The organism is Grimontia indica, from assembly GCF_000333895.2.
Taxonomy (GTDB): Bacteria; Pseudomonadota; Gammaproteobacteria; order Enterobacterales; family Vibrionaceae; genus Enterovibrio; species Enterovibrio indicus.
The window spans coordinates 1-23,793 of record NZ_ANFM02000001.1 but is presented as its reverse complement, the minus strand read 5'-3'; the positions used below and the strand labels follow the sequence as shown (position 1 = coordinate 23,793).

The following is a 23,793-nucleotide window of genomic DNA, read 5'->3' as shown; positions in this document are numbered from 1 at the left end:
TTTTCTACTGTGTAGCAGAGCGCAACGTTTTCGCTGCTTCCACCAAGTTAGTCAATGCCGCTTCTACTTCCATCCAGTTGCGGGTTTTTAAGCCACAGTCTGGGTTAACCCACAAACGTTCATCCGGAATGGTTTTACGTGCTTTTTCTAGCAATCCCACGATGCTTTCCACCGAAGGAATGTTTGGTGAATGTATGTCGTAAACGCCAGGACCAATTTCATTTGGATACGCAAAGTCTTCAAATGCCCCAAGCAACTCCATGTCAGAACGAGACGTTTCGATGGTGATGACATCAGCATCCAGCGCCGCCACAGAATCAATGATGTCGTTGAATTCGCTGTAACACATGTGAGTGTGAATTTGGGTGTCAGACGCCGCACTGGAGGCCGAGATCTTGAACGCGTTAACCGCCCAGTCCAGATAGTTTTGCCACTCACTGGCTTTCAGCGGCATCCCTTCACGGATAGCGGGCTCATCAATTTGAATAATTTTGATGCCCGCCGTTTGGAGATCCGCAACTTCATCACGCAATGCTAAAGCGATTTGCTCGGCAATTTGCTGACGTGAAAGATCTTCGCGTGGGAACGTCCACCCCAGAATCGTCACCGGTCCTGTCAGCATGCCTTTGACGGGCTTATCTGATAATGACTGTGCGTAGGCCGCCCACTCAACAGTGATTGGTGACTCACGGGAAATATCGCCAACGATCACCGCTGGTTTCACGCAACGCGAGCCGTAACTTTGTACCCAACCAAATCGTGTCGCTGCGAAGCCATCGAGATTCTCGGCAAAGTATTCCACCATGTCGTTTCGTTCAGGCTCTCCGTGAACCAAGACGTCCAGTCCCAGCTTTTCCTGACGTTCAATCGCATCTTTGATGTGTTCTTGCATCGCCGCGACGTATTCCGTCTCGGAAAGGGTTCCGGTTTTATAGCCACGACGCTGTTGGCGGATTTCGCCGGTTTGCGGGAAAGAACCGATGGTGGTAGTTGGGAACAGGGGAAGATTCAGGCCCGCCTGCTGTGCTTTGGCGCGTTCCACGTAATTCTCTTCACGCTCAGCCAATGCTGCCGTTATTCCCTTTACTCGTGCCTGTACATCAGGTTTGTTCACCCGCGTGCTCGTCGATCTGGCTTCAATTGCCGCACTGTATTCACGACATTGTGCAATCGCAGACTCGTGACCATTCAGAGCGTTAGCAAGCAAAGTCACTTCGTGGGTTTTCTGCTTGGCGAAAGCCAGCCAGGATTGCACTTCCGGATCGAGATCGGTTTCCTGATCTAAATCTACCGGCGTGTGCAGCAACGAGCAGCTTGTTGATACCCACGCCCTGTCTCCCAGCTTTTCAACCACACTAGACAGCGACCTAATCCAGGTATTCAGGTTCGCCTTCCACACATTCCGGCCGTTGATGGCTCCTAAAGAGATGATCCAGTCTTGCGGCACCTGGTTGATGACAGCATTGAGCTGCTGTGGTGCCACACTCAAATCGATATGAAGACCATTCACTTTCAGCTCGGAAATAATGTCCAGCTGCTGTTCTACAGATTCAAAGTAAGTCGTTAGCAGCAGCTTCACATCACCTGCAATCACCTGATACGCGAGTTTATAGGCTTTTCGCCAAGACTCAGGCAGCTCCAATGCCAGAATTGGCTCATCAATTTGCACCCATTCAACGCCTTGTGCTTTGAATTTGGCAAAGATTTGTTGGTAGACAGAAAGCAGACGTGGCAACAGATCTAAGCGGTTAAAACCGGCTTCTTTTTCTTTGCCCAAGTAGAGGTAAGAGATGGGTCCCAGAATGACTGGTTTAACAGTGTGCCCCGCCTTTTGCGCCTCGTTAACCTCATCGAAAATTTGGTTCCAGCTCAGGTTAAACTCATCATCCTTCGTGAATTCAGGAACAATATAGTGGTAATTGGTGTTAAACCATTTCGTCATGTCTGACGCCGCGCAACTGCATCCTGTCGGTGCTTTCCCGCGGGCAATACGAAACAAGGTATCCAAATCTGGATGGCCGCTGCGATGACGTTTCGGGATATGGCCTAAAGTCAGGCTGGTTTGTAGCACCTGATCGTACCAAGCGAAATCACCGACAGTGACAAAAGAAAGGCCCGCGTCCTTTTGTACCTGCCAGTTGTGATGGCGAATTGTCGCGCCAACATCCAGCAATCCTTGTTGATTGATTTCACCTTGCCAGTATTGTTCGAGTGCAAATTTCAGTTCGCGTTTGTTACCGATGCGAGGGTAACCAAGAATATGCGTTGTGGTCATGACTCTTTCCTTATTTTTAGCCGTCCAGATGTTTACATGTCCACATTGATTCATTAGAGTGCATAAAACAAACTCAAATTACTCAAACGGATGTTGAGATAAATTCATGCTAGAAGTGAAACACTTACGTACGCTGGCGGTACTCAGAGACACGGGCTCATTGACCTCAACCGCCACACAATTGTGCTTGACTCAATCCGCGTTGAGTCATCAGTTGAAGGACTTAGAACAGCGTATCGGCGCTCCTCTGTTTCTTCGTAAAACCCGCCCTGTGCGCTTTACCGCTGAAGGTCAGGTACTTCTGAAACTGGCGGATGATGTGCTGCCAAGACTCGCTCAGGCAGAAACTGAGTTGGCCGCTTTGAAGGAAGACGCGCAAGGACGCCTGCACATGGCTATCGAGTGTCATTCCTGTTTCCAGTGGCTGATGCCAGCACTCAAAGAGTACAAAATCAGCTGGCCCTTGGTCACGCTGGATTTCTCTTCAGGATTTGGCTTTGAACCATTACCAGCGCTGGCCGGTGGTGAACTGGATTTGGTTATCACTTCTGACATTGCGCCTCGTAGCGAAATTCATTACGAAGCGTTGTTTGATTTCGAGATGCGTTTAGTGCTGGCTGACAACCACCCATTGGCGAGTAAAAAGTCCATTGAGCCGGAAGACTTGGCTAACGAAACCTTACTGACCTATCCGGTTCAGCGTCAGCGAATGGATGTGATTAAGCATTTCCTACAACCAGCAGGTATCGAACCCGCACACTTCAAATCGGCTGACAACACCTTGATGCTTATCCAAATGGTGACCGCAGGCCTTGGTGTAGCAGCGCTTCCTAACTGGGCTATCAGCGAGTTTTCTCGTCAAGGCTTGGTTGTAGACAGACCTTTAGGGAAGGGATTATGGCGACGCTTATTCGCGGCGGTCAGAAATCAAGAGGCACAACGTCCGTACCTTCAAGCTTTCTTTTCCACCGCCCGTAACCAATGCCACACACACTTGGAAGGCATTAAGCGCGTGTAACTTTAGGGTCTGCTGACCTTTGGGGCTATTTTTGACGAAGCTGGTTCACCAGTGGATCGTAATAGCACCCCATGGCGTCGATTTTGGCCTGGAACTCTTGTAAATCCAGGTCGAATTGCGACGCCAAATCATCCAGTGAAGAACATTCAAGACGAAGCTTTTCATTCACGATGCCATACATGATGGCGCTATCGAGGTGATCAAGGTTATGTATTTCCATGACGGCAATCCTAAACGCGGACACATAACTAAAGCATAGTTCGGCTGCCGTCCTGCCAGTGTGAATCAAGCAACAAAAAAGGCACTTCACGTGCCTTTTTATTGCTGCTGAGACAGGGATTCCTGAAACCGCTAGATAACGCTCGACAAAGCCACACCGGATGCGCATCCGATCACCAGTAAGGTGACACAAAGCTGTGCGAGATGAGGAGTGGTCTGTCGAACCAAGTGGGAGGTCCACACAATGACACCGGCAATCGCCAGACCCAGACTGGTTATGACTGTCGACACCAGCGATTGAGCCGCTTCCGGCTCCAACATCATGCTTGCCACAGCCAGTGTCACGGCGGTCAACATCACTGCGACAACACCAATCACGGGCAAAATACGGTGGAACGCCTGCAGACGAGAACGCGCTCTAACCAGCAAACAGTGTGCGGTGATTGCTCCTACCAGAAGTACCTGCGATATCATCAATAACGTGGTGATCACGCCCTGCTCAACACTAGCCATCAAAAGTGCCAGCACGCCAAAGGCATTTGAAAGATGCAATAACGGCACGGGTCCCGTTTGACGTGTTTTGCCTGATTTAGAGCGCAGCGAGAAAATGCCGAGGGTAATAAAAGGCAACGCTGAAAATGGCGAGAAAGGAACGGTTAGCGCCCAGCCAACAACCAAGAACCAGAAAGCTTTGTGTAAACGCCCACGTTGCCCCGGACAAATGTCCCCTTTTAGCAGGACTAAGGTTAAAACAGCTTGTGCTCCCAGCACACCCGCAAGCGTCACTGCGCTAAAAATTTCGTACATCTTTTCTTACCCAGATCAATTGAGCGCCGATTATATACCGATTAAAAGCGATATACCCAAATGATCTGAATGAAGCGTCTTCAGATTTTTTAGGTCTAAAACCACACAAAAAGTGTGTAACAACGTTGAGACGCTCACAGTTATTGACGATTATTTTGCAATCAGTCGCACGGATATGTAACTGTTTTTATATAAAGAGTACAAATGTGAACACGCTTCAAAAAAATGGCCTAGTGAAGAGTAAAAAAATCTAGGTGTATTGATGATTTCAACTAACAGGATGACAAGTGCGGGATATGGAATTGTCCTTATCACAGTACAAAACCCAAGTGTTAGAGCTGCTGACTGACCGAACACATGCTGCAGCGTTCAACACAACACGCGCCACCTACCTTCGCACCCGTATTATGGCGCTTTGCTATATTTGGGCGGCGCTCTGTCTGCTTTGGATCCCCATTGACGCGATACTTCTTGAAGACGCTGCTGGCTCCATAGCCATCCTGAGACTGAAGCTTTCTGCTGTGTTGATATTTATTGGCTGGATGACCAGTCTACGCAGCACATTAAGCGCCTGTAGAAATGGCATATTTGCGCTGGTGTTCAGCCTGAACATGTTTTACGTGCTGGCAAACCATATTCTGGGCTACCCACATAGTATTGATGCTTTCAGTTACTGCTATAACCTACTGCCATTCGTGTATGTGGTCATCCTGACCATTCTTCCCCTAACCGCGAAAGAATCAGTCGGCGTGATGCTGATGACGGTGGTTTCACAGATATATGTCGATGTGCAAAGTGGCGCGTTACTCTCTTTCGAAACGCTGGGGCTCTATTGGTTGCAAACCGTGGTCGGCTTCCTGGTAATTTGGGCACAGACCTCCAAGCTTCACATGATGCTAAGGCTCTACCGTCACGCGACGCTCGACCCGCTCACAGGTGTCTACAACCGCCGCATGCTGTTGACACTTGCCCGTCGGGATTTCGAAAACACCCGCACAAAATCTCGACCCTACTCCGTGCTTCTGATGGATTTAGACAGGTTCAAGCGCGTCAATGACAGATACGGACATCACGCGGGTGATTTGGTGCTTCAGGCATTCACCCAAGCCGTGCAGGAAACCCAACGTAAGAGTGATATTTTTGGTCGGTTTGGCGGTGAAGAGTTTATTTTGTTCCTACCACGCTGCAGTGCAGACAACGCACAGTTGGTGGCTGACCGTATCATGACAAGAGTTCGCGATATGGGTATCAAGGTCGACGGCTTTCCTGAACCTTTGAAGGTCACCACCTCAATCGGGATCAGCACCAGCCAGTGTAAAGATGATGACCTGTCCATGATTCTCGAACAGGCAGACCTCGCGCTCTACAAAGCAAAGAATGCTGGCCGTGATCAGAGCAGCACGTTTGATGAGGTGAACGAAGCAGTCGAAGACGGGATAAAGCGCCCGTGGTTGGAATTAGTCAACTAACCCTATTAACAAGGTTCCTGAACAGGGACCTTTTTGTTTTTGGCACCAAGCAGTTGAATCAAAACAATGTTTGCGAACGCGAGTGACAAAGCACCAAAAGTCACAGCGTGCCAACCTCCGATTTCCCAACACCCAATAAGATAGAACCCGCCGAGACTGCCACCCACGTAGTAATGAACCAGATACAATGCCGTTGCAGTCGCTTTCCCTTGCCGCGCTCGACGACTGACCCAACCATAAGCCAGTGAATGGGTGAAAAACGCACCTCCACTGACCACAAGTAAGCCAATCACCACCGCAGCCTGATGCTCAATATTGGCAATCAGAACACCCGTTAATGTCACCAAGGTACCAAACGTCATGCCTGAAATAGGTGAATAGCGGTTTGCCCAACGGCCGCTCAATCTCGATGTTAGGGTTCCCGCCAGATAACAGATAAAAATGGCGGAAGCGACACTAACCGGGAGGTTGAAAGGCGCGGCAAGCAGACGAAACGTGGTCACAGAGTAAATATTCACAAACACGGCAAAGTTGATACCGCCGATAACCATCGCCATCCATAAAATCGGATTTCTGATGTGCCTACCTACCATTCTGAATTGTTTAAAAAAGGAATCGTTTGAGGGCACAAACTGGCGCTGAGGAGGCAACAGACAATACACCAATGCCACCCCCAAGACAGTGAATGTCGCCATGGCAGCCACTGCCCCTTGCCATCCAAAGAAATCAGCCAACATACCACCGGAAAGGCGTCCAAAAATGCCCCCTAACGAGTTGGCACTGATATAAGCGCCCACGGCGACCACCAAAGCGGTCGGACTGAATTCATCCGCCATATAAGCAACAGCGACCGCCGCATAACCAGCCAGCGCAATACCCATTAATCCCCGGATAGCAACCAAGCCCCAAAAGGATTCAATCAGAAGCGATAAGACGCCCACCAATGGCATTAACACCAAACTGAACAGCATCACTGGTCGTCGACCGATTTTTTCTGAAATCACCGCCCATGGAATCAAGCTGACAGACAAACCCAAAGTAGATGATGCCAACAACCAATTTGCTTTGGTGGCTGTCACTTCAAACGCATTGGCAAAAACAGGCAACAAGGGTTGAAACAGATAGAGATTACAGAACACAAGAAAAGAGCCAAATGACAAGGCAAAGGCAGCTTTTCGATAGGCGGGTGTCTGTAATTCAATCATGATGTTATTCACTGTTTTTCTCTGGATATACAGTGAATTTAGCAACGCCCTCATGATAAAAGAAGTATATTAAATATATAGAAGTAAGATCTTTTATTTATACCTACCACGTCTTTCTATGCGGGAACGATAGGAATCGAAATGGATATTCGTCAGTTACGCTACTTCGTCTGCGTTGCAGAACAACAGAATTTCACACGTGCCGCAAGGCAACTCAATATTGCACAACCCGCATTGAGTATCGCCATCAAAAAGCTGGAGCAGAGTATTGGCCTGCCCTTGTTTGATCGGAATGAGCGTCAAGTTCATTTAACCCACGAGGGTGAGATTCTGTTGCCTCATGCTTATCGGGTGCTTCAACAGGTCAAAGACGCCAACACTGCGATGGCAGAGCTTCGCGGGCTGCAAAAGGGAGAAGTTCGCGTCGGCGTTCCTGGCATGCTGGGTTCTTATTTCTTCCCTTCGATTCTGATGGGCTTCAAAAGCCGCTACCCAGATCTCAAACTCAGCGTCGTGGAAGCAGGAACACAGTCCATTCGTCAGATGTTATTAGATGGCGACTTGGATATTGGCGTGATACACAATCAAGATGTTCCGTCAGCGCTGGAAACCACTCATCTGATTTCCTCGCAAATGGTGGCGGTCACTTCAACTGACCATCCGTTGGCAGAGCGCGAGTCGATCAGCTTTCAAGAGTTCTTTAATGAAGAGCTGGTGATGTTCAAAAAGGGATACTTTCACCGCGAATTTGTCGACCGGATTTGTGCCAGCCATAAAATCTCACCGCATCTTTCGTTCGAAACGAACCTGTTAGCCATGATCCTCAATATCGTCCGGCATGGATTTGCCATCACGGCACTGCTGGAAATGGTGACAGAACACGAAACGGGGTTGAAACCCATTCCTTTTGAAGAACCAGTCACACTGGACATTGCGATGGCCTGGCGTAAACATGGCTACCTTTCTTTGGCCGACCGCGCCTTTATCGACTTTGTGCAGAATAACAAATAGGAAATCAATGTGAGTCACTATGCTTTTGGCGACAGCAGCGCAAGCCTCCATGTCTATGTAGAAAAATCACCTCCATGTGAAGAACTGTGGGGAGAAGCTCCGGAAAGCGGCCACGTTAAAGCCCTTCAAGAAGGAGACATCAAATCCCTTGGCAATATAGGCGGTAATGGTTGGCGAAAAGTCTTCAATGTCTACGCCAAGTTGTTGTTCACTTTTCCGGAGCGTTCCCCATTTAAACCCAGTAGCTTCTCAAGTTGGCAAGATTTCAGAGACCAAGCGCTTTTGCAATCTCAAAGCGGAACGTCACTTCTGTTCGGAGATTGGGATATCGAAGAAAACGCGAGACAAGGCGGTATCCATATTATTGCTGGGAGAACACACGCCCTGAAATTGGGCCTCTCTGAACAATGTGTCTGGCTGGACAATGAATTTGCTAAACATACCACCTTGCCTATCTTTATTTGCCCATATTTTGATTATCGCCAACTATCAAACGTGAAAATTGAACGGCTTGTTGGGCTAATTGAAGGTTCACAGAGGTGATCTTTACTGGTCGACATACCGTATTTATTATTCGTAACTTAAAGATATTAAGTTGTTTTTTAAGTTTCCCAGTCTGTTAACATAATCAAACAACCTTAAGACGCAAGATTCAGGTTGTTGAGTTATCCATGCACCGCACAACACCTCAGGGACAGAATAATCGATGAAAACAACGACCCCTCTTCTTACAGCCATTGCACTTTTGCCGTTTGTTGCCCATGCAGGTCTCGCTGAAAAAGGCGGATTGAGTGGAGAAATTTCCGTTATTGCTGGTGTGACATCAACAAATTCCAATCTTTCAACCAACGGCAATACGGTTAAAAACGCGCCTTTAAATTCCGAGGGTGAGCAAGAGACAAGCTCTATCGTGGGTGCGTTGGGTAGCTTGGCATATACCTTCGGTCAGAGTTTGGACAAGCAAATCTTCGTCGGTACGTCCCGTGAAGATATCGCCATCGGTACCATTGCACTGGAGCTTGGCTACCAACAAGAGCTTGAGTCTGGCACCCGGGTTTCCTTGTCATACCTACCAACGGTGCTTGCAGAAGACGTATGGACAGACCCTTTCACACTGGGAGCTGCCAGAAGTGAAACGGAAAAATCCGGAGACGCTTACCGACTCCAGTTGGATCGCATTGGCGGCTCCATGCTCTCGCTCGATTTGGCCTACGCCCAAACTGAGGTCGATCTTGAACAAAGCGGCAGCACGCTGGGGCTTTCACCTGCCCAGCGACAAAGTCTGGATCGCAGCGGAGACACTTTTTACTCCAAGGTCAGTTATCGTCAATTTCTTGGCCGCGGATTAGGCGTTTCACCTGCATTCGTGCACATGAAAAACGAAGCTGACGGCGATGCCATGTCACACCAAACCTACGGCGGCGAGCTCAGCTATTTCAGCTTTGCAGGCCGAAACAAAGTGGTACTGACCGGTAAATACCATTACCGAGATTACGATGCCGTGCATCCGGTGTTTGGCGAGGTGAGAAACGATCAAGAATTCAGCGCATTCCTGGCATACGAATATGCACATTTCTTCGAAGTTCATCCACTCTCGTTTGTCACACTGGCGGGTTATAACAACACTGACTCAAACATCGACTTCTACAACGCCAGTGAGTTCTTTGGTTCAGTTGGCGTGACCTACCGCTTCTAAGCTTCGCTTCAATACCTATACGCTTAAATTGACGCCGTCTTGCTATTGGCTAAGACGGCGTTTCTTTTCGTGTTAGAAAATCCTAGCAAATCCATCTTTACGACAAATATCTGAATTTATTAAAATTCACCCCATCAATAGCCCCGTTATGCATTTGCATTCTGAAAATCATTTTGCAAAAAGACAATAAACTTAGGCATCCGCCCTTTATGTTAACAGAAGAAGATTAACTTATTGATATCTTGATTATTTAGATGCTTATTAAAAAAGTTGGCCTGTAGGTTGCTTTAGGAAAATAACAGTACGACGTAGAGTAACGAGAGGTTTAAAACAAAAACGAATTGATACTGTTAGCGTGCAAAAAGCAATTAAAAGAGTTTGTTGAGGAGCTTTGTATGATTTGCATGAACAAACACGGTGAGCTAATCCAGCTGCAATACCATAAAAAATGCCCAGTTAAAGGGTCGGTATACGTGAAATATTTGGATGGATTGAAAAAAGGGAATTTTTACATTGAGTTAGAGCCGGATTCACTCGTGAAAGTGACGGTTCATTGATTATTGACGCTGTTTTCCTTTAATCGCCGCTGTATCGCGATTGCCTTAACAACAAACCGGGCCTTGAATATCTTCGCCTTTTCACTCTCAAGGCCCAACTCATTAGTACAATTCGATATCATCAAACTTATCACCTTTTATCTCTGAGCTTATCTTTCCTATCCAGACTTTTCATGTCCTAAGAGTCCGGGGACGCGCACTTTTCGAGTGGTTTGGTTCTTCTCGTCATCAGCCATATTTCTCCCCTTTATTCTATCCACGACATCTCACTACATGCGATTTGCCCAACATTTCAAATACCAATGAATTTACTGTGTAAATAAATCATACACAAATGACTCAATTTCAATTCACAACCGTTAAATAATCCGATATTCACTTCATTAATGACACATCACAATCAAAGCTAAGTCTATCTACCGCCAATTAATAGGTCGTTACGACGTCCAAAGAAAGTATTCATTGGCTTAATTGTTTTGGGGAAAGCAACGTGGACAACATAAAAAGGTTGAGAAGAGACGTGTTTTTTATGGCCATTAAAGAGTCATTTATAAGCACGGTTCCTTACTTGGTTTTATCTTCCATTATTGTGCTTATCAACCAACTCCTGATTTTAACGGATTTCACCACCCCCTTTTTGAACAGCATTGTACTTACCAAAATCATCGGCTACATGAGCGACTTTTTCCCCGTCATACTAATGACTTCAATTGCGTTCCACTTTTCAAAACGTAATAACATCAATAACATATTTATCATCACTTTATCTTTCGCGATTTTCATCACCATTGAGTCCATGATAAATACACACAAAGCTCAGTGGTTACTTCATGATGCTGGCGTCTCCTTCTTTGTCCTTATCATTCCCATCGTGTCCGTTGCGCTATTCAACATCCTTCCTCAGTTTGAAAAAGACCTGAAGCTATCAAATGGTCAACTTAGCCACGTTTTCTTCCACCTCAAATCCTTTATCCTCATCTATTTTGTCTCGATTGTGGCCTATTTACTGGTGGTTAAAGGGTTGGAAGTCATTGCCAGCAATATCAGTTTTAGCTTTCTAAACTTGGATCTTTTTTCCATCATGACGCTCAGAACGATTGCGTCACAGTTTCTTTGGTTTTTAGGGGTCCACGGCCCCAATACCCTCTCAATTATTGCACCCAGTGGAAGCCTCTCTTTCCCCATCATCAACGATATTTCCTACAAAGCTTTTTATGACGTATTTGTCATATATGGCGGTTCAGGCTCGGGTTTATCATTAATTTTTGCGGCACTTATTTATTCACAGAGCAAGCACATCAATAAAGTTTCAAAGATCTCTCTTCCTTTCGCGATCTTTAACGTCAATGAAACACTGATCTACGGCCTGCCCATCGTTCTAAACAAGTACCTGCTTGCCCCGTTTATTCTCATTCCTGTTTTCAACATTGTTATCGCCTACTTTTACGTGGATTTTTTTAATATTTCCTTCGTCAACAATCAGGTTTCCTGGATAACCCCTATATTTATCAACGCCTTCATCGCTACCGATGGACATGGTGGAGCGCTATTATTGCAGCTGCTTCTCGTCGTTGCTGGCACCTTCATTTACGCACCATTTATCAAACGATATTCACTGGCACAGTCTTCTTCCAATCATCTGGAAAACCTGAAAAACAATTTGGAGATGATTGAGTTAATGGAGTCAAACGAAGGCATTAAATCCAATGCTGCAGAATCGAAAATCATTAAATCCAATCAAGAAGTCGACAAAATCATCAAGTTCATCAGCTCAAATAAGCTCGAAGTTCACTACCAACCCAAGGTAGACATTATCGAAGGACGCTGCAGTACCTACGAAGCCCTGCTCAGAATCAGGAGGGACGACGGCACTATCTCAGGCCCATTTTTCCTTGAGTCTCTCGAACTCGCAGGTTTGGCAAGTGTCATTGATCTATGGGTGTGTAAAGAAGTGAGAAAACACTTCCAGATTTGGCGTCTTGGAGGATTTACGCCCAAAGTCGCTGTCAACATCCACCCTGACACGCTCACCGATAACAAAACCATTGAGCTAATAATCAGAGAACTAAAAGGACTGAGTGTCGAGTTTGAAATTATTGAGCGTGATTCTGTCAAAAGCCCCAGTTCTATCGCCAATATTATGCGGCTTCATGACAACGGATTTGGTATTTCACTTGACGACTTCGGCGTTGGCTACAGCTCATTTGAAACGCTGACCTTCCTGCCAATCAATACGATAAAGATTGATAAGTCTCTGATTGATAACATCGAATCAGAGAAGGGCTATCACATTTGTAAGAACATTTTTACCCTATGTAATGACCTAGGTCTCCACTGCGTGGCTGAAGGGGTTGAGAAGGACATCCAATATTTAAAATTGAAAACAATGGGAGTGAGATACATCCAGGGTTTTTACTTTGAGAGAGCGATTCCTTTTGACCATATTGATAGATTTAAACCTCGCTTCAAAGATCACGAGTCTTATCAGAAAGTTGCGACATAAGCTTCCAGCAATCCCCAAAGGTATTCTTTAAGGGCGTTGCTCAAGCAAATCCCTTTTAAATTTGCGGATTTATTCGATCTGGCTCTCACCTGCGCAAGCCGCTATAATTCACGCCTCGCGAGAAAGAGGTTAAAAAATGCGCAATTCTGTAACTCCGATTTTCGATTACCCAAAATACTGGGCTGAGTGTTTTGGTCCTGCTCCTTTTCTGCCTACCAGCAGAGAAGAAATGGACATGCTCGGCTGGGATAGCTGTGACATCATCATTGTTACCGGCGATGCCTATGTCGACCATCCTAGCTTTGGTATGGCGGTTATCGGTCGTACGCTTGAGGCGCAAGGCTTCCGCGTAGGCATTATCTCGCAGCCAGAATGGCAGGATAAGAAAGCCTTTATGGCACTTGGCCAGCCTAACCTCTTCTTCGGTGTGACAGCCGGTAACATGGACTCCATGATCAACCGCTACACCGCTGACCGGAAACCTCGCCATGACGACGCCTACACAGCAGGTAATGCTGGCGGCAAGCGTCCAGACCGTGCTGTATTGGTTTACTCGCAACGCTGTAAAGAAGCATACAAAGACACCCCTATCGTACTGGGCGGCATCGAAGCGAGCCTTCGTCGTCTTGCGCATTACGATTACTGGTCAGATAAAGTTCGTCGTTCAGTACTGTGCGACGCCAAAGCTGACATTTTATTGTTCGGTAACGCCGAGCGTGCGCTGGTTGACGTGGCGCACCGCCTTTCTCGTGGCGAAAATATCGCGGATATGACCCGTATTCCTGGCACCGCAGTGATGCTGAAAAAAGTGCCGGAAGACATGAAGGAAATCGACAGCTCACGTATCGACAAGCCGGGCAAGGCGATGGTTATGCCGAACCCATACGTGACAGAAACGGCTTGTGCAACCGACAAGGGCGAAGTGAAAGAAGAAGCGCCGAAGCCAGTCATGGTTCGCCCTTCCCGTCACGATGCGGAAAACAGCTTCGTCCGTCTGCCTTCATACGAAAAACTTCTGAATGACCGTATTCTGTATGCGCACGCAAGCCGCGTGATGCATTTGGAAACCAACCCTTATTCCGCACGTGCGCTGGTGCAAAAGCACGGCGAGCGTGAACTTTGGGTCAACACGCCGCCTATTCCTCTGACAACAGAAGAAATGGACTATGTATTCGGCTTGCCGTTTGCACGTGTTCCTCACCCTAGCTATGGCGATGCGAAAATCCCTGCGTATGAGATGATCAAAACCTCGGTCAACATCATGCGTGGTTGTTTTGGTGGTTGTTCTTTCTGTTCGATTACCGAGCACGAAGGCCGCATCATCCAGAACCGTTCAAAGGATTCCATCCTTAACGAGATCAAAGAAATCAAAGAAAAGGTACCGGGCTTTACCGGTGTGATTTCTGACTTGGGTGGCCCAACCGCAAACATGTACCGTTTGGGTTGTTCAGACCCACGCGCAGAGAAGAACTGTCGTCGTCCTTCCTGTGTCTTCCCGAAAATCTGTGAAAAGCTGGACACCGACCACAAACACACTATCGACCTCTACCGCGAAGCACGTGAGCTTGAAGGTGTGAAGAAAGTAGTTATCGCATCCGGTGTTCGTTATGACCTGGCGATTGAATCACCTGAGTACGTGAAAGAGTTGGTGACTCACCACGTAGGTGGTTATCTGAAAATCGCGCCTGAGCACACAGAGAAAGGCACACTGGATCTGATGATGAAGCCGGGCATGGGCACCTATGACCGCTTTAAAGAGCTGTTCGAGAAATACTCGAAAGAAGCGGGTAAGAAACAGTACCTGATCCCTTACTTCATCGCAGCGCACCCTGGCTGTACTGATGAAGACATGATGAATCTGGCACTGTGGCTGAAAGAAAACGATTTCCGTTGTGACCAGGTACAGAACTTCTACCCTTCACCGATGTGTAATGCAACGGCGATGTACCATGCGGAAACCAACCCGCTGAAACGCGTGAAGTATAAGAAGCGTGAAGACTTGTTCGTCGCCAAAGGTGAGCGCCAACGTCGTTTGCATAAAGCCTTCCTGCGCTACCACGATCCAGCAAACTGGCCTTTATTGCGTGAAGCGTTGATCACTATGGGCAAACGCCACCTGATTGGTGACCGTCCGGGCTGTCTGGTACCTCGCGAAGGTACAGAAGCGGAAATGACACCGGCACAACGTCGTGGTTCAAGCCGTCATGGCGCCAAACGCTTTGCAACTAAACACCCGAACCAGCCAGATATTCGTAAGCCTAATCAGCGTAGCGGCAAACCGGCAGGCAAGAAACCAACCAATGGCAAAGCAACGCCACAAGGTGGTAAGCCAAAAGCACATTCAAATGCTGGCGGTAAACCAGCACAAGGTGGAAAGAAACGCCCTGCTGGAAACAGAAGCCGTCAGGCGGTGAGATAATCTTCTAACAAAAAAAGCGAACCATCCGGTTCGCTTTTTTATTCGGTTTAACGTTTATCGTTTAACGCATTAATTCTGAAATCACCAACAACACCACAGCCAATGCGACTGTAGAAACAGCGCCAATCAAAAACTTCTTCTGGGACTTTTCATCGAGGAACTTGGCAACCAAAACGCCAATAATGATCAGGCCAACAATAAATCCAATTTTAATCATTCTGATACCTCTGAATGAGATAGTTCAGATCGTCTCTTACAACCATCCATTTGATTTTTAAAGCTAACACATATCGATTCCCAGCGTAACAACTACTCAATTGTAAATTAGGCCACTCTTGAAGCCGCTGAATTGTGACACTCGAACCAGCATACAGGTCATAGGTACGTTTGATGGCACGTTGGGGTATCAAATTATGAATAACACTCTAAATAAAGCATAGAGTGCTACTTTTAAGCATGTACCCAGATCTAAATAACTCAGATGGCAAGTTAGTCATGAGTATGGTTTTCTCACGTGCCGTCCTAAATACAACTAGGGAGATCGTGAAATGTTGAAGAAATTGACAGCAGAATTTATTGGCACCTTTTGGTTGGTGCTTGGGGGTTGCGGTAGTGCTGTATTCGCAGCCGCTTTTCCGGAACTTGGTATCGGCTTCTTGGGCGTCGCCCTCGCCTTCGGTTTAACCGTTGTGACCATGGCTTACGCCATTGGCCATATTTCCGGTTGTCACCTCAACCCAGCCGTATCTTTTGGCCTATGGGCAGGCGGACGTTTTCCTACCGCTGAGCTAATTCCCTATATGCTGGTTCAGGTCGCAGGCGGTATTGTCGGCGCGTATGTTGTTTACATTATTGCCAGCGGCGCACCGGGTTTTGATTTAGCGGGTGGCCTGGCATCAAATGGCTATGGTGACCATTCACCAGGCGGCTATGACATGCTTTCCGGCTTTATCACCGAAGTGCTGATGACCTTTATGTTCCTGATTGTCATCATGGGTGCGACCCACAAGCTGGCAAGTCCAGGCATGGCAGGATTAGCGATTGGTCTCGCCCTGACTTTGATCCACCTTATCAGTATTCCAATCACCAACACCTCAGTGAACCCAGCACGAAGCACGGGTCCTGCACTGCTTGTTGGTGACTGGGCGATGGCACAACTCTGGATGTTCTGGGTAGCCCCATTGATTGGTGCTTTCATCGCCGGTGTGGTTTACCGCTGGCTGAGCCCAAATGAAGACTAATTAACAAATACGAATGATAAAAAAGCCCCGACAATTCGGGGCTTTTTGTACCTAAACAACCTGAAAATGCTGGATTCAGGCTGTTTAGGTATATTAAATCTCTACGTGTTCAGCAGGACAACTCAGCATCCACCTTATCCCGAACTTGTCCGTCACCATACCAAAGCGCACTTTCCAAAACGTGTAATCAAGCGGCATGACTATCTGCCCCATTTCAGAAAGCGCCATAAAGACTTGGTTCTGTCTTTTTTCATCCTCAAAACTGACATGGAACGCCACATCGCCAGAGCCTTGCGCCAACGAATCGTCTAACCCATCGGACGCATAGAAACTCACTTCCGGCGATTCGAATTCCGCATGCATAACTCTGCTAAGTAAATGATTGGGAAACTCCACCGGAGATTCGTCAAATGTCGCGATTGTCTTAATTTCCCCGTTAAGTGCCTGACTGTAAAAGCCAAGAGCCTCTCTACATACACCATGGAACGTCACATGTGGCTTAATCTTGCTCATGTCTGACTCCTTTCCATCTATCTATGAATCAGACTATCAGGTGCCAATTTACGCCCCGCCTAATAATTAAGACGTTTGAAGATATATACCAATCACAGTAAGTAGATGATCAGAGATAGCGCAGGAAAAATGCTCGAGAACAAGGCGGAAAATTTCGATAAGTAGTTATTCTACAATCAAATTTTTCAACGCAGTTATCTAGCATTTTAACAAGCTAGGATGAGTAGATATTTACTACGATTGGTATTCTACCCAAACAAGATCAAAAAGGGGGAGCCCAATGGCTCCCCCTTCAATACAGCAATAAGCGGATTAAACCAACTTCACCAGCACTTGTACCGGGTGCTTGAGCTTTTTACTTTCAAAACGCTTCACCTGACTGCGGCACGAGTAACCTGTTGCCATACAGCGTGATGGTGGCAAAGATTCCAAGCGAGGTTTCCAACTCAAACCGAAAATACCTTTTGAGTTTTCCAACTTGTCAGATTCGTGTCCATAAGTCCCTGCCATACCACAACAACCGACTGCAACAGCCTCGAGCTTGCCACCAAAGTGATGGAAGATTTTGCCCCACTCAGCTTCTGCATTTGGCATCTTGGTTTTTTCAGTACAATGCGCAAACAGATACCAAGCGTCTTTGTCGGCATTTTCTTTTTGCGGCACGTCAGAAATTGCATTGAGCAACCACTCATGCGCGGTCTGCACCTGAAAGTCACCACGGCTTTCGCCCAGAATCTCGTTGTACTCATCGCGATAGCAAAGAACCAGAGCAGGATCGACACCCACCATTGGCACGTCCAACGCTGCCAGCTGATTCAGGAAGTCAGCGGTATTGCGGGCTGTTTTGGCAAATTTCTTGAGGAAGCCTTTAATGTGCTGCGCTTTACCGTTTGGCTTAAACGGAACTAGCATTGGCTTCTTACCCAGCTTCTCTACCAGCGTCACCAAGTCCTTAACCACATCTGCTTCATAGAAGCTGGTGAACGGGTCCTGAACAATCAGCACATAGCGGGAACGCTCCTCGTCGCTCAACGCTTTCAGCCATTCCAAGTCGAACTTGGTGGCATGGTGGCCATCCAGCGACTCCATCAGTGTCGGTACTGACAGCGCAGGTGTATCCACATACCCAATCGCTTTTTCAGTGACAGACTGCGCCCATTTTGGCTGGGTGAACGCATTCACAATCACCGGCGCTTTTGCCATCCAAGGCAGCATGGTTTCGATATTTGCCACCAGATAGTCCTTCGCAGGACGCTGATAACGGCTGTAGTAAAGATTGATAAAGCGGGAACGGAAGCTCGGCACATCGACCTTGATAGGACACTGAGTCGCACAGGCTTTACAAGCCAGACAACCATTCATGGCTTCCATCACTTCGTGAGAGAAGTCGTAGTCATCTTTGTTTGAAAGCCAGGTGTTCTTGAACCGTGCGAAAATTTGGCGAACCGACGGTGTTTTCTCCATCAGCTCTTTTTCCATGGTGATAGGGTCAACGCCCTGCTCTGCCAACAAACGCAACCACTCACGCACAATGCCCGCACGGCCTTTTGGCGAATGACGACGGTCATAGCTGATCTTCATCGACGGACACATTGGCGAGCTGGTGTCGTAGTTGAAGCAAAGGCCGTTGCCATTACATTCCATCGCCTGCTTGAAGCTGTCACGCACCGTGATTGGGATTTGGCGATCTAAGGTGCCGCGTTTTTCATCATCCACTTTCACCAGCGAATCGCTGCTGTCGATTGGCGTACAAATCTTCCCAGGGTTCATGCGGTTGTGAGGATCAAATGCCGCTTTGACTTTACGCAGCTCGTTGAAAAGCTCCTCACCAAAGAATTCAGGACCATATTCAGAGCGGAAACCTTTACCGTGCTCACCCCACATCAGGCCGCCGTATTTCGCCACCAGCGCGACCACCTGATCGGAAATCGTCTTCATCAGACGCTCTTGCTCTGGGTCGCAGAGGTCAAGAGCAGGACGGACGTGCAATACACCCGCATCAACGTGACCGAACATGCCGTAGTTAAGGTTATGACTGTCCAGTAACGTTCGGAATTCGACAATAAAGTCAGCGAGGTTTTCCGGCGGCACACACGTGTCTTCCGTAAAGGCAACTGGCTTCGCAGCACCTTTTGCCGCTCCGAGCAGGCCAACGGCCTTCTTGCGCATATTGTAGATTTTGTTGATAGAGGCCAAGTCGTTACAGACTTGATAGCCAATCACGCCTTTATCACCGGCTTCGACCAGCACATCCAAACGCTCACAAAGTGAAGCGATTTGTGCGTCGATTTCCTCTGCATCATTACCGGCAAACTCAACGATATTGATGCCCTGCATATCTTTGCCAGGAACGTCCGTCAGCAGATCTTTCACCGTGTTCCAAACGATATCTTCACGCGCCAAATTCAATACGCGGGAATCCACGGTTTCAACAGACAAGGCATTCGCTTCAACCATCACAGGCGCACTGCGAAGTGCTGAATCGAAGCTGTCGTACTTCACGTTAACCAGAGTACGCGCTTTAGGAATTGGCGTGATATTCAGTTTGGCTTCAGTGATAAATGCCAGAGAGCCTTCCGCGCCACAAAGCACACGTGCCATGTCGAAAGTTTCAGTCTCAGGCTGGTATGCATTTTTCAGATCGTAGCCAGTTAAGAATCGGTTCAGTGGCGGGAATTTTGCGTCAATTTCCGCACGTTTGCTTTGGCAGATTTCCGCCACGCGGCGCAGTGCTTCACCTGCGTAATCATCACGGGTGTTACCCGTCACATCCGCCATAGACTGGGGTTCGGTATCCAATACTGAACCATCTGCCAACACCGCTTTCAGTGCCAAAACATGGTCTGAAGTTTTACCGTAGCGTAATGAACCCTGACCTGATGCATCGGTGTTGACCATGCCACCCACTGTTGCGCGGTTGCTGGTCGAAAGATCAGGCGAGAAGAAAAAGCCGTGCGGACGCAGTGCGTCATTCAGTGCATCTTTGACCACGCCTGCCTGTACGCGCACCCAACCCTCTTCTGGGTTAATCTCAAGGATATTGCGCATGTGGCGCGACATATCAACAACGATATGCTGGGTCAGAGACTGTCCATTGGTGCCGGTACCACCGCCACGGGCAGAGAATTTAATCTCAGCGAATTCGGCATCTTTGCAGACTTCGCCTAACAGCGTTAAGTCTTGCGTCGAGGTAGGAAAAACCACCGCCTGTGGAAGAAGCTGGTAGACCGAGTTATCGGTCGCAACAGCAAGGCGGCTGGCGTAAAAGGTCTCCGTCTCACCCTGGAAACCTTTCTCTTTTAAAGCATCAAGAAAACGCCCGACGATGGGATCGAGCGTATGATGGTGTGTAAGTGCTGGTAACATCTTGCTCCCTGAAGCCATTTGTACGATCTATTTCCATACGATCGTTGGCAATCTTATAAACTAACGACTGCCATAACTTTACCTCAGGTGTGAGATCCATCAAAGAGGTAATCCTAAGAGAAATCCCTTTAAAAACACGCCGCGCAATCGTTTACGTGTCACCGAACAAATTGATGAAAAATACGTGGTGTCACCACCAGCAACCAAACTGAGATGCCCCAGGCCGCTGCGCAGTTCACGGCAACAATAATGGTGTTCACGGCATAACGGGACGAAATCACGTAGTCTGCGTATAGGATCGCCAACACACCTGCCAAAGCAATCATGAAAAAAGTCAGCTTAGCGGGGCGTCGAACGGCGGAAATATAAAGAGGAAATGCCTTCAGCCAGAGAATTGCACAGTAAGTTCCCAAGCAAAACGCGGAAAGGTACACAATATGCGGTTTGTGAATGGTGATGCCAATCAGTGCGGTTGCCACAAAGCTCATCAACCAAAAGCGCGCGGAGATCAAAGCGCGGTTACGGTTGGCAAAACGCCACTCTCTCAGTCGTTTGAAGCCGACAGCAAACCCAGGGCCAATCAACAGTCCTAAGACCATATCTGATGGATAGTGCTCTCCAAGCAGCATGACTTTACCACTGATCGCCGCCACACAGACCACAGCACAAGCAAACAGGCGCTTTCGCCCTGCGGGGCAAACCTCTTTGTCCCAGTTAAGCAGTAACCAGCTAAAGAAAAACGTGGTGAGCGCGACCATACAACTCGGCAAGGTATAACCCAAGGTATCCTGCTCACCAAACACAGGATCGATGAAGTAAGGTCTGGGTAGCTCAATCACGGTGTTCAGTATCAGCACGAACACGGAAAGCGACAGCAATCCTGCGCCGTAAAGCAGTGCTGCACGGTAACCATGGTAAGCCCGGATAAAAATAAGCGTGCCGAGAAACAACATCGGCGTAAACAGACTTCCCAGTACGATTACCCCCTTCACCAAGGCTTTTACAATCGCGCTCTCAGCTTTCCATTCATGCAAGGATTGGAGCACTGATAACTGAGCACGATAAAAGGGTGTAAGCACCACAGAATCGCCCTCTGAAAGAACAAACTCACTCGGCGGCACCTCCGGCACCCAATGCCTAAACATCCATTTATGCTCCGGGAAGCGGTAGTTATCGCGCACGGCTTTATTGTCCGGCATCATCAAAACGCGGGTCACTTCCTTACCGAAATGCGGTGCTGACCACGCCATCAGCACTTTTCTTCCCATCGAATCGATAAAATACGGTGTGCGTGAAGCCAACTGACAGGCGAAAATGGCCGAATTATAAGTGCGGGCGATTTGCTGACCGACATTCACGTGTAGGCCGGTTTCCTCATACGCTTCACGCTTGGCGGTTTGTTCCGGCGTTTCTTCTCCAATGATTGATCCGCCAGGAATGGAATAGCGCCCGCTGATCGCTTCATCAATCATCAAGATGTTTTTGTCTTTGTCGACAATAAGGCAATCTGCCGCCTCGATTGGCAACGTACTATTGATTGCATTTTCTTGGCTTGCCATCACTCCCATTGACATAGAAAGAAGTGATGTCAGAAGAAGTATCCCTGAAATGAGGCGTGTTATGCTCACTAACTGTCTGTCCCTATTGAATGCTATTGAACGATTGAATGCTATTGAACCATCGAGTAAGTCTTCGTTTTAAATCGACAAGGATGCCATGAGCCCGTTGACCACCCCGCCTGTTTTGCCGCCTCACTACTATCTGGATAACTTTCTATCCATCGTCGATGTCGTCTCGACCCGATACAGTGATTTACTCACAGAAACAGAAACGCATTGGCTTACTGCATTTTCGGCGCTACCCAAAAATGCCCAACTCTTGTTGGTTCGGCTGCTGACACGCAAAGGGGATTGGTTCCGCTGCGATAAGCTCGTTTATCCAGAGATCCCGGATATTGAAAGCGCCACCACACGGTTATCTGAAGAAGGTTTCCTCATTGAAACGACGCAACCGCCGTTTGAAATCGTCGCTAAGCTAATGACAAAAGCGGAATTACTCTCGCTTTATTGTCACCTTTCTATAAAAGCTACCCTTCGAAAGCCAGAAATCATCGCCACCATCGTTGAAAACAATGAAGAAGCTGTCCCACCTTTGCCAACCCGTTTTCTTTGCCTGAAACACGATGTCTTGCCTGTATTTTTGCTGCTCTACTTCGGCAATTCTCGTCAGGATCTCAGCCAGTTTGTTCTTAACGATTTAGGCATCTACCGCTTTGAAAACGTCCAACTTCGTCCAGAAGACAGACTCTTTACTTCACGGAAGCAAATCGCTGACTGGCTTTTCTTGTCATCACTTGCTGATTTGTATTGGGAGTATACAGAAGCAAAAGAAGTCACTTCTGCATTAAAAGTGAGTCAACAACTCCCTGAGAAGCCCTTCTGGCCGCCGTTAACAAGGAAATGGGAAAGGCTGGCGAACAAGCTGGCCAGAGAATTCGAAAGACAAAAAGACGAAGGAAGCGCCCAACACCTGTTTTCACAGTCCTCGCTTCCTCCTGCCAGAGAGCGATTGGCGAGGATAGCCATCAAACAAACGCGCTTTGAAGATGCAGCAGCCATTGTCACCGACATGCTGACCGCGCCGAAAAACGAAGATGAAGCCGATGTTGCCGCGCGCATAGCAAGACAGCTAGCCAAAAAAACCGACTGCCCCTCTCCCGAAAAAGCAGGCGAGGCGTTTGGCTCAGAACACATCACCTTGGTGCTTAATGAGCGCGTAGAACTCGAATCTGCGCGACATTATGCTCAACAAGGCTGGCAAGTCTGGTATTGCGAAAACAGCCTTCTCAATGCGCTGTTTGGCCTGCTGCTATGGGATATCATTTTCGCCCCTGTACCCGGTGCGTTTCTCAACCCTTTCCAACGCGCGCCACGCGACATGTATTCGACGGATTTCACCACAGCCCGAAGAGAAATGATTAAACAGCGCTTCGAGGCTTTGGAACAGGGTGAATACGACCTCCTGGCGGTTTATGATGCAAAGTTCGGCATCACTAACGAATGGGTGAATTGGAGCTGGGCAGAACGGGATATGATTGAGGCAGCGCTCTCTACATTGTCATCAACGCAAATTATCGCCTGTATTAAACGCATTTTGTTCGATGCCAAATCCAACCGGGCCGGACACCCTGACCTGTTTATGGTGAAAGAAGGAAAATGCCAGTTTGTTGAAGTCAAAGGTCCTGGCGATAAACTTCAACATCACCAAGTGCGTTGGCTTAACTTCTTCGCCACTCACGGGCTTTCCGCTCACACGCTCTACGTGTCTGCCGATTTACCCAAACAACCTGTTGACCTCTGAATCCTGCATCTTCAGGTTGTATGGGTACAATTGATTTCTCATTTATGAGGCAAAAATATTAAGTTAATACATACTTATAGAAAACAGGCCTTAGGGGCTGTTGACCTTTGGTGATGATTTTTGCAGCAGTTTGT

At 47.7% G+C, this 23,793-nt stretch carries 17 protein-coding genes; 9 read left to right on the top strand and 8 right to left on the bottom strand.

Features of this window, described 5'->3' with window-relative positions; genetic code table 11:
• Positions 1-4 precede the first annotated feature (4 nt).
• Positions 5-2,275, bottom strand: coding sequence for a 5-methyltetrahydropteroyltriglutamate--homocysteine S-methyltransferase (metE, locus tag D515_RS00085; protein WP_002535012.1), 2,271 nt, complete (start codon positions 2,273-2,275; stop codon positions 5-7).
• Between the two features lie 106 nt (positions 2,276-2,381).
• On the opposite strand from metE, the gene metR reads away from it, so the two are divergent.
• Entirely contained in the window at positions 2,382-3,293 is a 912-nt protein-coding gene (gene metR, locus D515_RS00080; protein WP_002535010.1) for an HTH-type transcriptional regulator MetR, read from the top strand.
• Positions 3,294-3,318: 25 nt separating this feature from the next.
• On the opposite strand, the gene D515_RS00075 is transcribed toward metR, so the two are convergent.
• Positions 3,319-3,513, bottom strand: a complete 195-nt coding sequence (locus D515_RS00075; RefSeq protein WP_002535009.1) for a DUF4250 domain-containing protein — start codon at positions 3,511-3,513, stop codon at positions 3,319-3,321.
• 131 nt (positions 3,514-3,644) lie between these two features.
• Positions 3,645-4,319, bottom strand: a complete 675-nt coding sequence (locus D515_RS00070; protein WP_002535007.1) for a hypothetical protein — start codon at positions 4,317-4,319, stop codon at positions 3,645-3,647.
• Between the two features lie 296 nt (positions 4,320-4,615).
• On the opposite strand from D515_RS00070, the gene D515_RS00065 reads away from it, so the two are divergent.
• Positions 4,616-5,788, top strand: coding sequence for a GGDEF domain-containing protein (locus tag D515_RS00065; RefSeq protein WP_002535006.1), 1,173 nt, complete (start codon positions 4,616-4,618; stop codon positions 5,786-5,788).
• 5 nt (positions 5,789-5,793) lie between these two features.
• Here D515_RS00065 and D515_RS00060 read toward each other — a convergent pair whose 3' ends face one another.
• Positions 5,794-6,993 (bottom strand): MFS transporter, encoded by a 1,200-nt coding sequence (locus D515_RS00060; protein ID WP_002535005.1) that lies wholly within the window; start codon positions 6,991-6,993, stop codon positions 5,794-5,796.
• Between the two features lie 141 nt (positions 6,994-7,134).
• Between D515_RS00060 and D515_RS00055 the strand changes: the two genes are divergently transcribed.
• The 5 genes from D515_RS00055 to D515_RS00035 all read left to right on the top strand — a co-directional run bounded on the left by D515_RS00055 (position 7,135) and on the right by D515_RS00035 (position 15,179).
• On the top strand, positions 7,135-8,004 hold the full coding sequence (locus tag D515_RS00055; RefSeq protein WP_002535003.1) for a LysR family transcriptional regulator: 870 nt from the start codon (positions 7,135-7,137) through the stop codon (positions 8,002-8,004).
• A 9-nt stretch (positions 8,005-8,013) separates the two neighbouring features.
• Positions 8,014-8,547, top strand: coding sequence for a DUF6942 family protein (locus D515_RS00050; RefSeq protein ID WP_039849362.1), 534 nt, complete (start codon positions 8,014-8,016; stop codon positions 8,545-8,547).
• A 163-nt stretch (positions 8,548-8,710) separates the two neighbouring features.
• Positions 8,711-9,700 carry a DUF2860 domain-containing protein gene (locus D515_RS00045; RefSeq protein WP_002535002.1) on the top strand — a complete coding sequence of 330 codons (990 nt, stop codon included), beginning with the start codon at positions 8,711-8,713 and terminating at the stop codon, positions 9,698-9,700.
• 1,086 nt (positions 9,701-10,786) lie between these two features.
• Positions 10,787-12,760 (top strand): EAL domain-containing protein, encoded by a 1,974-nt coding sequence (locus tag D515_RS00040; protein WP_239643910.1) that lies wholly within the window; start codon positions 10,787-10,789, stop codon positions 12,758-12,760.
• Between the two features lie 136 nt (positions 12,761-12,896).
• Positions 12,897-15,179 (top strand): YgiQ family radical SAM protein, encoded by a 2,283-nt coding sequence (locus D515_RS00035; protein WP_002534998.1) that lies wholly within the window; start codon positions 12,897-12,899, stop codon positions 15,177-15,179.
• 61 nt (positions 15,180-15,240) lie between these two features.
• Here the strand turns inward: D515_RS00035 and D515_RS25965 are convergent, their stop codons facing one another.
• A complete protein-coding gene (locus tag D515_RS25965) occupies positions 15,241-15,396 on the bottom strand; it encodes a hypothetical protein (protein WP_002534997.1) in 156 nt (51 codons plus the stop codon).
• 334 nt (positions 15,397-15,730) lie between these two features.
• On the opposite strand from D515_RS25965, the gene aqpZ reads away from it, so the two are divergent.
• Complete coding sequence (gene aqpZ, locus D515_RS00025; RefSeq protein ID WP_369700103.1) at positions 15,731-16,420, top strand: aquaporin Z; 690 nt, start codon at positions 15,731-15,733, stop codon at positions 16,418-16,420.
• Between the two features lie 93 nt (positions 16,421-16,513).
• Here aqpZ and D515_RS00020 read toward each other — a convergent pair whose 3' ends face one another.
• The 3 genes from D515_RS00020 to D515_RS00010 form a co-directional block, all read right to left on the bottom strand.
• Positions 16,514-16,933, bottom strand: a complete 420-nt coding sequence (locus tag D515_RS00020) for a VOC family protein (RefSeq protein ID WP_039849360.1) — start codon at positions 16,931-16,933, stop codon at positions 16,514-16,516.
• A gap of 312 nt (positions 16,934-17,245) precedes the next feature.
• Entirely contained in the window at positions 17,246-20,299 is a 3,054-nt protein-coding gene (gene ydiJ / locus D515_RS00015; RefSeq protein ID WP_002534992.1) for a D-2-hydroxyglutarate dehydrogenase YdiJ, read from the bottom strand.
• Positions 20,300-20,457: 158 nt separating this feature from the next.
• Positions 20,458-21,858 (bottom strand): bifunctional NUDIX hydrolase/phosphatase PAP2 family protein, encoded by a 1,401-nt coding sequence (locus tag D515_RS00010; protein ID WP_002534991.1) that lies wholly within the window; start codon positions 21,856-21,858, stop codon positions 20,458-20,460.
• Between the two features lie 157 nt (positions 21,859-22,015).
• Between D515_RS00010 and D515_RS00005 the strand changes: the two genes are divergently transcribed.
• A complete protein-coding gene (locus D515_RS00005) occupies positions 22,016-23,659 on the top strand; it encodes a VRR-NUC domain-containing protein (protein ID WP_002534989.1) in 1,644 nt (547 codons plus the stop codon).
• Positions 23,660-23,793 lie beyond the last annotated feature (134 nt).

Bases quoted from the DNA above. Each gene is read 5' to 3' on its own strand.
- D515_RS00005 (WP_002534989.1), top strand. From the start codon at position 22,016: ATGAGCCCGTTGACCACCCCGCCTGTTTTGCCGCCTCACTACTATCTG.
- D515_RS00045 (WP_002535002.1), top strand. From the start codon at position 8,711: ATGAAAACAACGACCCCTCTTCTTACAGCCATTGCACTTTTGCCGTTT.
- D515_RS00055 (WP_002535003.1), top strand. From the start codon at position 7,135: ATGGATATTCGTCAGTTACGCTACTTCGTCTGCGTTGCAGAACAACAG.
- D515_RS00020 (WP_039849360.1), bottom strand. From the start codon at position 16,933: ATGAGCAAGATTAAGCCACATGTGACGTTCCATGGTGTATGTAGAGAG.
- D515_RS00070 (WP_002535007.1), bottom strand. From the start codon at position 4,319: ATGTACGAAATTTTTAGCGCAGTGACGCTTGCGGGTGTGCTGGGAGCA.
- metR (WP_002535010.1), top strand. From the start codon at position 2,382: ATGCTAGAAGTGAAACACTTACGTACGCTGGCGGTACTCAGAGACACG.
- metE (WP_002535012.1), bottom strand. From the start codon at position 2,275: ATGACCACAACGCATATTCTTGGTTACCCTCGCATCGGTAACAAACGC.
- D515_RS00040 (WP_239643910.1), top strand. From the start codon at position 10,787: ATGGCCATTAAAGAGTCATTTATAAGCACGGTTCCTTACTTGGTTTTA.
- D515_RS25965 (WP_002534997.1), bottom strand. From the start codon at position 15,396: ATGATTAAAATTGGATTTATTGTTGGCCTGATCATTATTGGCGTTTTG.
- D515_RS00010 (WP_002534991.1), bottom strand. From the start codon at position 21,858: ATGGCAAGCCAAGAAAATGCAATCAATAGTACGTTGCCAATCGAGGCG.
- D515_RS00075 (WP_002535009.1), bottom strand. From the start codon at position 3,513: ATGGAAATACATAACCTTGATCACCTCGATAGCGCCATCATGTATGGC.
- D515_RS00035 (WP_002534998.1), top strand. From the start codon at position 12,897: ATGCGCAATTCTGTAACTCCGATTTTCGATTACCCAAAATACTGGGCT.
- D515_RS00065 (WP_002535006.1), top strand. From the start codon at position 4,616: ATGGAATTGTCCTTATCACAGTACAAAACCCAAGTGTTAGAGCTGCTG.
- ydiJ (WP_002534992.1), bottom strand. From the start codon at position 20,299: ATGTTACCAGCACTTACACACCATCATACGCTCGATCCCATCGTCGGG.
- D515_RS00060 (WP_002535005.1), bottom strand. From the start codon at position 6,993: ATGATTGAATTACAGACACCCGCCTATCGAAAAGCTGCCTTTGCCTTG.